The organism is Amycolatopsis keratiniphila subsp. keratiniphila (assembly GCF_001620365.2).
Lineage (GTDB): Bacteria > Actinomycetota > Actinomycetes > Mycobacteriales > Pseudonocardiaceae > Amycolatopsis > Amycolatopsis keratiniphila.
This window is the reverse complement of record NZ_LQMT02000062.1, coordinates 17,055-30,436: the sequence shown is the minus strand read 5'-3', so window position 1 is coordinate 30,436 and position 13,382 is coordinate 17,055. Positions and strand designations below refer to the sequence as shown.

The 13,382-nt window shown below is 72.5% G+C and carries 2 protein-coding genes; both read left to right on the top strand.

Annotated elements, in window-relative coordinates:
- The first annotated feature begins 10 nt into the window (after positions 1-10).
- The gene (locus AVR91_RS42150) at positions 11-3,184 is read left to right on the top strand and encodes a type I polyketide synthase (protein ID WP_228709495.1); all 3,174 of its coding nucleotides are present in this window, start codon (positions 11-13) and stop codon (positions 3,182-3,184) included.
- A gap of 393 nt (positions 3,185-3,577) precedes the next feature.
- Positions 3,578-13,366, top strand: coding sequence for a type I polyketide synthase (locus AVR91_RS42145; protein ID WP_063273083.1), 9,789 nt, complete (start codon positions 3,578-3,580; stop codon positions 13,364-13,366).
- Positions 13,367-13,382: the final 16 nt, after the last annotated feature.

The window sequence follows — 13,382 nt, the reverse complement described above, 5'->3', positions numbered from 1 at the left end:
TAGGGCGATTTTGGCGTTGTCTGGTCGTGGTGGCATGGTGTCGGTTGCTGCTTCGGAGGATCGTGTTCGGGAGTTGTTGCCGGAGGGTGTGTCGGTGGCGGCGGTGAACGGGCCGTCTGTGGTGGTGGTGTCGGGTGACATCGCGGGCTTGGAGGCGCTGGTCAAGCGGTGTGAGTTGCTGGGTGTGCGGGCGAAGCGGATTCCGGTGGATTACGCGTCGCATTCGGCGCATGTGGATGCGATCGAGCGGGATGTGGTGTCGGCGTTGGCGGGTATTTCGCCGCAGGAGCCGGTGATTCCGTTTTATTCGACGGTGACCGATGAGCCTCTGGAGTTGGATGCTGGGTATTGGTTCCGGAATCTGCGGGGGACGGTGCAGTTCGCTCGGACGGTGGATCGGTTGCTGGAGGATGGGTTCCGGTTCTTCGTGGAGGTGAGTCCGCATCCGGTGCTGGTTCCTGGGATCAGCGAGGATGCTGTGGCGTTGGGGAGTTTGCGTCGGGGTGAGGGTGGTGCGGAGCGGTTCGTCACGTCGCTGGCCGAAGCCCACACGCAGGGATTGAGCCCCTCGTGGTCCGCCGTGCTGCCGCCCGCCGAACGGGTCGACCTGCCGACGTATGCCTTCCAGCACAAGCGGTTCTGGCTCGAAGCGGGCACCTCGAGCGGGGACGCGTCGGCGTTCGGGCAGACGGTGGTCGACCACCCGCTGCTCGGCGCCGCCCTGCCGTTCGCGGACGGCGACGGCCTCGTCCTCACCGGCCGGATCTCGCCGGACACCCAGCCCTGGCTCGCCGACCACGCCGTCCTGGACACCGTGCTCCTGCCGGGGACGGCGTTCGTCGAGCTCGTCCTGCGCGCGGGGCGGGAGGCAGGCTGCGACGGCGTCGACGAACTGACTTTGGAAGCGCCGCTCGTCCTCGACGGGCCCATGGCACTGCAGGTCGTGCTCGGGGAGCCCGACGAGCGCGGCCGCCGTGCTGTGTCCGTGCACTCGCGGCCGGAGGACTCCGACGAACCCTGGACCCGCAATGCCCAGGGCACGCTGTCCGCGGGCACTCCCTCGACGGTTTCGCTCGCCGAGTGGCCGCCACCCGGCGCCGCCGAAGTGCCGGTGTCCGATCTCTACGACCGTTTCGCCGAACTCGGCCTCGCCTACGGTCCGGTGTTCCAGGGGCTGCGCGCGGCTTGGCGCCAGGGCGACGATGTGTTCGCCGAGGTCGACCTGCCCGCGGGTGAGGCGGCGGACCGCTTCGGCGTGCACCCGGCCCTGCTCGACGCGGCCCTGCACACCCTCGGGCTCGGAGCCCAGGACGAAACCGTGCGGCTGCCGTTCACCTGGTCCGGCGTGACCCTCCACGCCACGGGCGCGTCGAAACTCCGGGTCCGGCTCACCCCGACCGCCGACGGGGGCTCGCTCACCGTGGCCGACGACACCGGCGCCCCGGTGCTGACCGTCGGGGAACTGGGATTGCGCCCGATCTCCCCGGCCCAGCTCGGACGCCACCGGGATTCGCTGTTCCGGCTCGACTGGGTCCCCGCTCCGATGGGGCAGGCGCCGGAAGAGCCGGTGGTGTGGCGCTGCCCCGAAGGCGAACTGCGGCCGGTCCTGGAGGAGGTCCTGAAGCGGATCCAGGCGGATTCGACGGCCACGACCGTCATGCTCACTTCGGGCGCGGTAGCGAGCGCGTCACCGGATCCGGTGGCGGCCGCGGTCTGGGGTCTCGTGCGATCGGCCCAGGCCGAGCATCCGGGCCGGTTCGTGCTGATCGACGCGCGGACCGAGGACGAGGTCCGCACCGCTTTGGCGACCGGGGAAGCGCAGGTCGCCGTCCACGACGGCAAACCACTGGTACCCCGCCTCGTGCGGGTGGCGGCCGCCGACGCGGGTGAACCGGACTGGACGCCCGACGACGTCGTGCTGATCACCGGTGGCACCGGACGGCTCGGGCAGGCGTTGGCCCGGCACCTCGCCGTCCGGCACGGCGTGCGCGGGCTCGTGCTGACCGGGCGGACGGGCACGGGCGCGGAAGACCTGGTCGCGGACTTGGCGGAGCTGGGCACCCAGGTGACCGTCGCGGCCTGCGACGTCGCGGATCCGGACGCGGTGCGCGCGCTGCTGGCCGCCCATCCGGTGACCGCGGTGGTGCACGCCGCGGCCGTGCTCGACGACGGGCTCGTCGACGGCCTGACCCCGGAGCGGCTCGGCACCGTGCTTGCCCCGAAGGCCGACGGCGCCCGAGTGCTGCACGAACTCGCCGGACCGGTCCGACGGTTCGTCACGTTCTCCTCGGCGGCCGGCGTGTTCGGCAACCCGGGGCAAGCGGGCTACGCCGCGGCGAACGCCTACACCGACGCTCTCATGCTCCAGCGTCGTGCCGAGGGGCTGCCCGGCGTGTCCCTCGCCTGGGGATTCTGGGCGGAACGCAGCAAGCTGACCGGCGAACTCGACGACACCGACGTCCGCCGGATGGCCCGCGCGGGTGTCACCGCGCTGTCCACGGAGGAAGGCCTGGCGCTGTTCGACGCCGCCGTGGCAGGAGAGGACGGGCTGCTCGTCCCCGCCAAGATCGACCTGACCACCTTCCGGGGCCGCCCGGCCACCGAGATCCCCGCCCTGCTGCGCGGCCTGGTGCGCGTCCCCGCGCGACGGGCAGGGGAGGCGGCGGGCACGGCCGAGGCACTGAAACGCGACCTCGCCGGGAAACCGGAGGCCGAACGCGTCCGGCTGCTGGAGGAGGTGGTGCGCGTCCGGGTGGCGGCCGTGCTCGGGCACGAGTCGGCCGACGCGATCGCCGGTGACCGCGGATTCCTCGAACTGGGCTTCGACTCGCTGACCGCGGTGGAATTACGCAACCGGCTCGCCGAGGCGACCGGACTGCGGTTGCCGCCCACCCTCGTCTTCGACCGCCCCAACGCCGGAGCGCTCGCGGCCTACCTGGCGGCCGAACTGGCCACCGAGACCGCCGGACCGGGCCTCGACGCCGAACTCGACCGGTTCGCCGCCGCGCTGACCGCGGCCGGCCCCGGAGAGGCCGAACGGGCCCGGCTGGCCGCCCGGCTGCGCGCCCTTCTCGGCACGCTCCAAGGTGGGGAAGACCCGGCCGGGGAAATCGACGGGAAACTCGAATCGGCGGACGACGAGGAAATGTTCGCCTTCATCGACAATGTGCTTAAACCTTCTTGATTCGGTAATGGTCATTTCAGTGGGTCGTCGCCGGGTGTTGCGAAAGTGGCTTTCGCAACACTCCCGACGCGGTGGGGCTCACCAAAGCCGCGTCGGCAGGGTAGCGAAGGCCTCCTTCCCTACCTTCAGGGTAGGCAAGGAGGCCCTCGCCACCATCTGGGCGACCGGCTCGCCTCGGCATGTCGCGAAAGCCACTTTCGGGACGTCGCATGTCTCGAAAGTGGCTTTCGCGACACCCGCCCGGCGTCCGCCTCACCCCTGAAATAGCCCTGGTCGTCGCCTTTTCCCTAAGGGGGCCTAGGGGCGGCTAGGGGTTGTCCGCCTCTTCGCAGCTCACCTAGCTTTTCTTCGAGTGGCATTTCGTTTTTCCCGGCGCGAAGAGGTTGGCTACTGATGCTGAACGAGGAGAAGCTGCGCGACTACCTCAAGCGGGTGTCGGCCGACCTGCATCGGACCCGGGCCCGGCTGCGGGAGGCCGAGGCGCGGGAGCACGAGCCGATCGCGATCATCGGGATGGCCTGCCGGTACCCGGGCGGCGTCCGCGGGCCGGAGCAGCTGTGGGACCTCGTGGCAGCGGGCACCGACGCGGTCGGCGGCTTCCCCACCGACCGGGGCTGGGACGTCGAGGCCCTCTACGACCCCGACCCCGCGCGGCACGGCAAGACCTACACGCGCGAGGGCGGCTTCCTCTACGACGCCCACGAGTTCGACGCCGCGTTCTTCGGCATCAGCCCGCGCGAGGCGCTCACCGTCGACCCGCAGCAGCGCCTCCTGCTGGAGACCGCCTGGGAGGCCTTCGAACGCGCCGGGATCGACCCGCTTTCCGTGCGCGGCAGCCGGACCGGCGTATTCGCCGGGGTGATGTACAACGACTACGGCTCCAGGCTCGACCCCCGCGCCGAGGAACTGCGCGAGTTCGAGGGCTATCTCGGCAACGGCAGCGCCGGGAGCGTCGCCTCCGGCCGGGTCGCTTACACCTTCGGCCTCGAAGGCCCGGCCGTCACCATCGACACCGCGTGTTCGTCTTCGCTGGTCGCGCTGCATCTCGCCGCCGAGTCGCTCCGGCGCGGCGAGTCCACGCTCGCGCTGGCGGGCGGGGTGACCGTGATGGCCTCGCCGGAGACCTTCGTGGAGTTCAGCCGTCAGCGCGGGATGGCACCCGACGGCCGGTGCAAACCCTTCGCCGACGCGGCCGACGGCACCGGCTGGGCCGAGGGCGCCGGGATCCTGCTGCTCGAGCGGCTTTCCGACGCCCGTCGGCACGGGCATCCGGTCCTCGCCGTGGTGCGTGGCACCGCGGTCAACCAGGACGGCGCGAGCAGCGGGCTCACCGCGCCGAACGGCCCGTCGCAGCAGCGGGTGATCCGGCAGGCGCTCGACAGCGCCGGACTCGCGCCGCACCAGGTCGACGTCGTCGAGGCGCACGGCACGGGGACGACCCTGGGCGACCCGATCGAGGCGCAGGCCCTGCTCGCCGCCTACGGGCAGAAGCGCGCCCGTCCACTGTGGCTCGGTTCGCTGAAGTCGAACGTCGGGCACACGCAGGCGGCCGCCGGGGTCGGCGGCGTGATCAAGATGGTCCAGGCGATCCGGCACGGGGTCGCCCCGAAGACCCTGCACATCGACAGTCCGTCGTCCAAAGTGGACTGGGAAGCGGGCGCGGTCGAACTGCTCACCGAGACCCGCCCGTGGCCGGAAACCGGGGAACCGCGCCGCGCCGGGATCTCCTCGTTCGGCGTCAGCGGCACCAACGCGCACGTCATCGTCGAACAGGCGCCGGAGATCGAGCCCGCCGAACGCGACGGCGAATCGCCGGTCGGCGACGAGGTGACACCGCTGGTCCTGTCCGCCCGGAGCGCCGAAGCTCTGCGCGCGCAGTCCGTCCGGCTGCGTGAACACCTTCGCCTGACGGACTCCTTGACCGACACCGCCTTCTCGCTCGCGACGTCCCGTGCCGCGCTGGAATACCGCGCCGTCGTCGTGGCCGAAGCGGACGCGTCGCTCGACGCGTTGGCCGCTGGGGCACCCGCGGCGGGGCTGGTCGAAGGTATCGCCTTGCCGCCGGGCAAGGTCGCGTTCGTCTTTCCCGGGCAGGGCTCGCAATGGGCCGGGATGGCACTGGAACTCAAGGACTCCTCGCCGGTCTTCCGGACCGCACTGCTCGAGTGCGAGCAAGCTCTTTCGTCCTTTGTGGACTGGAAACTCACCGACGTGCTCGGCGACGCGACGGCGCTGGAGCGCGTCGACGTCGTCCAGCCCGCCCTTTTCGCGGTCAATGTGTCACTGGCGGCGCTGTGGCGGGCGTGCGGCGTCGAACCCGACGCCGTGACCGGGCACAGCCAGGGTGAGATCGCCGCCGCGTACGTGGCCGGCGCGCTGTCGCTGGCCGACGCCGCCAAGGTCGTCGCCTTGCGGGCCAAGGCCATCCTCGCGCTTTCCGGGGCCGGGGGCATGGTCGCGGTCGCCCTCGGCCGCGACGACGTGCTCCCTCGGCTGACCGAGTGGGGCGACCGGATCGCCGTGGCCGCGGTCAACGGACCCGCGTCGGTCGTGGTCTCCGGAGACCCAGAGGCGCTCGACGGGCTCGTCGCCGCCTGCGAGGCCGACGGCGTTCGTGCCCGCCGGATCCCGGTGGACTACGCCTCGCATTCGCCGCAGGTGGACGTCCTGCGCGAGGAACTGCTCGGCCTTCTCGACGGCGTCGAGCACCACGCGTCCACGGTGCCGTTCTACTCGGCGGTGACCGGGGAACCCCTCGACACGGCGGGCCTGACCCCGGAGTACTGGTTCCGGAACCTGCGGGCCACCGTCCGGTTCGATCGGTCCGTCCGGCGGCTGCTCGACGACGGTCACCGGTTCCTCGTCGAAGCCAGCGCGCATCCGGTGCTGACCGGTAGCGTCACCGAAACCATCGAGGAACGGGGCGCCCACGCGGTCGCGCTCGGTTCGCTGCGTCGTGACGAGGGCGGCCTCCGCCGGTTCCTGACGTCGCTGGCCGAGGCACACGTGCGCGGCCTCCGTCCGGATTGGGCCGCGTTGTGGCCCACTGCCACCAGGGTCGACCTGCCCACCTACGCCTTCCAGCGGGTGCCGTACTGGCTCGACGCCGCCGTCGTCCGGCAGGGCGGGACGGCGGCCGAGCTGCGCTTCTGGGCGGCCGTCGACCAGGCCGACACCGGCGCGCTCGACGCCACCGTGCCCGCCGGGGAGGGGGCCTGGGACGCGGTGCTTCCCGCGCTCTCGGCCTGGCGCCGTTCCGGTCTCGAAAAGTCCACAGTGGACAGCTGGCGGTACCGGATCGACTGGGGCCCGGCCACCGGGGCGGCCGCGGCCACCCTCGACGGGACGTGGCTGCTGGTCGTCCCGCCCGGACCGGTGCCGCCCGTCGCGGAGGCGCTCACCCGGCTCGGTGCCCGTGTCCTGCTCGCGGGCCCCGATGACGAACTGCCGCACGAGCCGATCGATGGCGTGCTTTCCCTGCTGGCACTCGACGAACGGCCTCATCCGGAACACCCGGTGGTACCCGCCGGGCTCGCCGCCACCACGGACCTCGTCCGCAAGCTCGCCGACCTCGACGCTCCACTGTGGATCGCCACCTCCGGCGCGGTCGCCGTCGGCCGGTCGGAGTCCCCGAACGCGCAGGCCGCGATGTGGGGTCTCGGCCGGGCGATCGGTCTCGAACACCCCGAACGCTGGGGCGGCCTCGTCGACCTCCCGGAAGAACTCGACGAACGCGCCGCGGCCCGGCTCGCCGGGGTGCTCGCCACCGGTCACGAGGACCAGGTCGCCGTCCGGTCGTCCGGGGTCTACCTGCGGCGGCTCGTGCGGGCGCCGCTCGGGGACGCCGTCGCGCCGGAATGGCGGCCGCGTGGGACCGTCCTGGTCACCGGCGGCACCGGTGCGCTGGCCGCCCACGTCGCGCGGTGGCTCGCCGGGAACGGCGCCGAACACCTGGTGCTCACCAGCAGGCGCGGGGCGGCGGCCGAGGGTGCGGCGGAATTGCGCGAAGACCTCGCCGGACTCGGTGCGCGGGTGACCTTTGCCGCCTGCGACGTCGCCGATCGCGAGGCCTTGGCCGCGGTGCTGGCCGAGTATCCGCCGAACGCCGTCGTGCACACGGCGGGGGTCGGGACCACCGCGTCGCTCGCCGAGACCGGCCCGGCGGAACTCGCCGACGCGCTCGCGGCCAAGGCGGGCGGTGCCGCTCACCTCGACGAACTCCTCGAAGGCACTGAACTGGACGCCTTCGTGCTCTTCTCCTCCAACGCGGGTGTCTGGGGCGGCGCCGGACAGGGTGCCTACGGCGCCGCGAACGCCGCTTTGGACGCGCTCGCCGAACGCCGTCGTGCCCGGGTACTGCCCGCCACCTCGGTGGCTTGGGGTCTGTGGGGCGGCGGCAGCGGGCTGGCAGGCCAGGACGACGTCGACCGCTTGCGCCGCCTCGGGCTGGCCGCGATGGACCCGGCGCTCGCCGTGTCCGCGCTCGTCCAGGCCGTTTCGCACGACGAGACCTTCGTCGCGGTCGCCGACGTGGACTGGGCGCGGTTCGCTCCCGGATTCGCCCTCGCCCGGCCTCGGCCGCTGCTGGACGCGTTGCCCGAGGTCCGCGAGGCGCTGTCCGCCGACACCGCGGGACAAGGTGGTTCCGAATTCGCCGCCGGACTGCTCGCCGCTCCCGAAGCCGACCGGGCCCGCATCGTGCTCGACCTGGTCCGCGCGCAGGCCGCCGCCGTCCTCGGCCACGGTGGCGCCGCCGCCGTCGAGCCGGACCGCGCCTTCCGCGACCTCGGTTTCGATTCCCTGACCGCGGTCGAGGTCCGCGACCGGCTGGCAGCCGCCACCGGGCTGCGGCTGCCCGCGACCCTGGTCTTCGACCATCCGTCCGCCTCGGCGCTCGCGGGACATCTCGTCGCCGAACTCACCGGCGACGTCACCGGGACCCAAGCCGCGCCGGCGGCGGTGGTGACCGACGACGAGCCGATCGCGATCGTCGCGATGAGCTGCCGGTTCCCCGGCGGGATCACGGATCCGGAGAAGTTCTGGGACTTCGTCGCGGACGGCGGGGACGCGATGGCCGCCTTCCCCGGCGACCGCGGCTGGGACCTCGACGCGCTCTACGACCCGGACCCCGCGCACCTCGGCACCACGTACGCCCGTGAAGGCGGCTTCCTCGACGACGCGGGCGGTTTCGACGCGGCGTTCTTCGGGATCTCGCCGCGTGAGGCGCTGGCGATGGACCCGCAGCAGCGGCTGTTGCTGGAGACGTCGTGGGAGGCGTTCGAACGGGCCGGGATCGACCCGGCGACCCTGCGCGGGAGCGCGACCGGCGTCTTCGTCGGCGCCTCCTTCCAGAACTACGGCCTGGACGCCACCGACGCGCCCGAAGGCACCGAGGGCTACTTCCTCACCGGAACCGCCACCGCCGTCGTCTCCGGCCGCCTCTCCTACACCTTCGGGCTGGAAGGCCCCGCGGTGACGATCGACACCGCGTGCTCGTCTTCGCTGGTGGCACTGCATCTCGCGGCCCAGGCGCTGCGGCGCGGCGAATGTTCGCTGGCGCTGGCCGGCGGGGTGACCGTGATGGCCAACCCGGCGGCGTTCGTGGAGTTCAGCCGTCAGCGCGGGCTCGCGCCGGACGGGCGCTGCAAAGCCTTCGCCGACGCCGCCGACGGCACCGCGTGGTCCGAAGGCGCCGGGATCCTTTTGGTGGAAAGGCTTTCCGACGCGCGCCGCCTCGGGCACCCCGTACTGGCGCTGGTGCGCGGTTCGGCCGTGAACCAGGACGGCGCCTCGAACGGGCTGAGCGCGCCGAACGGGCCGTCGCAGCAACGGGTGATCCGGCAGGCGCTCGCGAACGCCGGTTTCGCACCGTCCGATGTGGACGCCGTCGAGGCGCACGGCACCGGAACCAGCCTCGGCGACCCGATCGAGGCACAGGCCTTGCTCGCCGCGTACGGCGGGGAACGCGAGCATCCGCTGTGGCTAGGTTCGGTCAAGTCGAACCTGGGCCACACGCAGTCGGCGTCGGGTGTGGCGGGCGTGATCAAGATGGTGCAGGCGATCCGGCACGGTGTCCTGCCGCGGACGTTGCACGTCGACGCGCCGACCACGGAGGTGGACTGGACGGCGGGTGACGTCCGGCTGCTCACCGAACCGGTGGACTGGCCGGACACCGGACGTCCGCGCCGGGCGGGTGTCTCCTCGTTCGGGGTCAGCGGGACCAACGTGCACACGCTGATCGAAGAGGTCCCCGAGAGCGCGGCACCGCCCGCCGCCGGGGACACGTGGGTGCCGTGGGTGCTCTCGGCCAAGACCGAGGAAGCGTTGCGGGCCCAAGCTTCCCGGCTGCACGCGCGGTTGGAAGAGCACCCCGGAGACGACACCGACGTCGCCTACACGCTGGCGACCGCCCGCGCGGGACTGGAGATCCGGGCCGCGGTGACCGGGCCGGACCGTCTGCGCGAACTGGCCCTCCTCGCCGAGGGGACGCCGAGCGCGGCGGTGCTGCGCGGCGTGCTCATCGCCGGGGCGCCGGGGTTCCTGTTCACCGGGCAGGGTAGCCAGAAACCCGGGATGGGCGCCGAACTCGCGGCCCGCTTCCCGGTGTTCGCCGCCGCGTTCGACGAGGTGTGCGCCCATCTGGACCCGAAGCTCGGGGTCTCGTTGCGCGAAGTGCTCGAAACCGAGCGTGTGCACGAAACGGCGTTCGCGCAGTGTGCCCTGTTCGCCGTCGAGGTAGCGCTGTTCCGGCTGCTGGAGAGCTGGGGTGTCCGGCCGTCACTGCTGCTCGGGCATTCGGTCGGCGAGATCGCGGCCGCGCACCTCGCCGGGGTCCTGTCGCTTCCCGACGCGGCCACGATGGTCGAGGCGCGCGGCAGGCTCATGGGTGCCCTGCCGTCCCGCGGCGTGATGATCGCCTTGCAGGCCAACGAAGACGAAGTGACGCCGCTGCTCACCGAGCGTGTGTCGCTCGCCGCGGTCAACGGTCCGGAAGCGGTGGTGCTGTCCGGGGACGAGGACGCCGTCACCGCTGTCGTGGACCGGTTCGCCGACCGCAAGCACAAGCGGCTCGTGGTCAGCCACGCGTTCCACTCGCCGCTGATGGAACCGATGCTCGCGGACTTCCGCCGGGTCGTGTCCGGGCTTTCCTTCAACGAGCCACGGATCCCGGTCGTGTCCACGGTGACCGGCCGTCCCGATCCCGAAATCGCCACACCCGGGTACTGGGTGCGGCACGTGCGCGAGGCGGTGCGGTTCCACGACGCGATCCGGTTCGCCGAAGCCGAGGGTGTGCGCACCTTCGTCGAACTCGGGCCGGAGGGCGTCCTTTCCGCCATGGCCAAGGACTTCCTCGAAGACACCGTGCTGATCCCGACCCTGCGCCGGGAGCGCCCCGAGGTCGCCGCGCTGGCCACCACGCTCGGCCGCCTGCACGTCCACGGCGTCGGGATCGACTGGGCGGGTGTGTTCGACGGCGTCCAGGTGAGCCGGGTCACGCTGCCCACGTATCCCTTCGAACATCGGCACTTCTGGCTGGCGAGCACCGGCGCGACCACGGGCGACGCGGCCGCGTTCGGGCTCGGCGAGGCCGGGCACGCGCTGCTCGGCGCGGCCGTCCCGGTGCCGGGCGGGAGCGGGATCTCGTTCACCGGACGGCTTTCCCTGCGGACTCAGCCGTGGCTCGCGGAGCACGTCGTGCTCGGTACGGCTCTGCTGCCCGGCACCGCGTTCGTCGACCTCGCACTGCATGCCGGTGACCGCGCCGGCTGCGGAACCGTCACCGAGCTGACCCTGGAAGCCCCGCTGGCGCTGCCGGAAAGCGGTGACGTCCGGCTGCACGTCACCGTCGGCGAGCCGAGCGAGGACGGCGAGCGCACGATCGAGATCCATTCCCGCCCCGGAGCCGCAGCCGACGAGGAACCGTGGACGCGGCACGCCACCGGCCTCCTGGCCACCGGAATCCCCGCCGGGACCGGAAGCCTGGACAGCTGGCCGCCGGACGGCACCGAGATCCCGGTCGAGGACTTTTACGACCGGCTCGACGGCACCGGGTTCGAGTACGGGCCGTTGTTCCAGGGCCTGCGCGCGGCGTGGAAGGCCGGGGACGACGTCTACGCCGAGGTTTCGCTGCCCGAGGACCGCTCCCGTGACGCCGAAGGCTTCGGTGTCCACCCCGCGTTGCTGGACGCCGCGCTGCACGCGTCGAAGCTTCGGCTGGAGGGTGACAGCGAGGGACCTTTCCTCCCGTTCACGTGGACGGGTGTCTCGCTGGCCGCGACCGGGGCGCGGACGTTGCGGGTGCGGCTGTCCTCGCCCGCTCCGGACACGATCTCGCTGCTGCTCGCCGACGGCGAAGGTGCTCCGGTGGTCACGGTCGATTCCCTGGTCTTCCGCCGGATTTCGCCGGAGCAGCTGGGAAGCCGGCAGGGGAGCGGTTCGCTGTTCCACGTCGAGTGGACCGAGGTGCCTGCCGAGGAAGTGTCCACAGAGGACGTCAGGGTCGGCGCTGGAGAGTCCTATGTGGACGTCGCGACGCTGCTTGCCGCCAAGACGCCCAAGGTCGCGCTGCTGGTCTGCCCGTCCGGGGAGACCGCCGAGGCGGTGCGCGACGCGACCACGTGGGCGCTGCGCCAGGTGCGGGACTGGCTCGCCGACGAACGCCTCGACGCGCACCGGCTCGTCCTGGTGGCCGACGGCGCCGATCTGGCCCGGGCCGCGGTGCGGGGACTGTTCCGGTCGGCCTCGTCCGAACACCCTGGCCGGTTCGGCATCGCCGAGACCACCGGGGATCCGGTCCGGGTGTCGGCCGACGAGCCCGAACTCCGGCTGGAGAACGGAGTCGCATACGCGCCGAGGCTGGTCCGCAAGACCGCCGCGGCCGCTCCGGTCGCGCTCGATCCCGGTAAGACGGTGCTGGTCACCGGCGGTACGGGAGCGCTCGGCGCGCTGGTGGCCCGGCATCTGGTGGCCGCGCGCGGCGTGACCCGGCTGCTGCTGGTCTCCCGGCGCGGGCTGGAGGCCGAGGGCGCCAAGGACCTGGTGGCCGACCTGACGGCCGCGGGTGCCGACGTCACCGTCGAGGCCTGCGACGTCGCCGACCGCGCGGCGCTGGAAGCGGCCCTCGCCGGGCACGAGCTGACCGCCGTCGTGCACACGGCCGGCGTACTCGACGACGGTCTGGTCGATTCGCTGACCCCGGAGCGGCTGGCGAAGGTGCTGCGGCCGAAGGTCGACGCGGCGCTGAACCTGCACGAGCTGGCGGGTGACGTCGAGGAATTCGTGCTGTTCTCCTCGGCGTCGGCCACGTTCGGCAATCCCGGGCAGGCGAACTACGCGGCGGCCAACGCGTTCCTCGACGCGCTCGCCCGCCACCGCCACTCTCAAGGGCTTCCGGCCACGTCGCTCGCCTGGGGACTGTGGGCGACCGACGGCGGCATGACGGGCGAACTGAGCGACACCGACCTGGCCAGGATGGGCCGCACCGGTATCGCCGCGCTGACCCCGGAAGCCGGGCTCGCCCTGTTCGACGCGGCGTCGGGTGCCGGTCCGGTGGTCCTGCCGATGGCGCTGACGCCGTCCTCACTCCGCGACGTGGAACCCGCGATGCTGCCTCCGTTGCTGCGCGGACTGGTACGGACGACCTCCCGGCGTGCCGCGTCCGCCCCCACCGGTCCGGCTTTGCAGGACAGGCTCGCGGGCCTGACCGGAGCCGAACGCGACGACGCGGTGCTGGAGGTCGTGCGCGAGCAGGTCGCCGCCGCGCTCGGCCACGCGGGCGCCGGGGCGATCGATCCGGGCAAGGGCTTCGTCGAACTCGGGATGGATTCGCTCAGCGCGGTCGAACTGCGCAACCAGCTGTGCGCGCTGAGCGGGCTGAAACTCTCGACGACGGTGGTGTTCGACCACCCCAACCCGGCCGCGCTCGCCGGGCACCTCGCGGCCGAACTGCCCGCCGAAGGGGTGGCCACCACCGCGTCGGTGCACGCCGGACTCGACCGGCTCGAAGCGCTGCTGGCCACCGCCGCCCCGGCGAACGGGGACCGCGCCGGGGTCACCGCGCGCCTGCGCACGCTGCTGGCGACGTGGACCGGCGAGCCCGCCGCCGAGGCCGACGACTCGCTGGAGTCGGCCACCGCGGACGAACTGTTCGACCTGCTCGATCACGAACTCGGCGCGTCCTGACCCGCCTGATACTGGG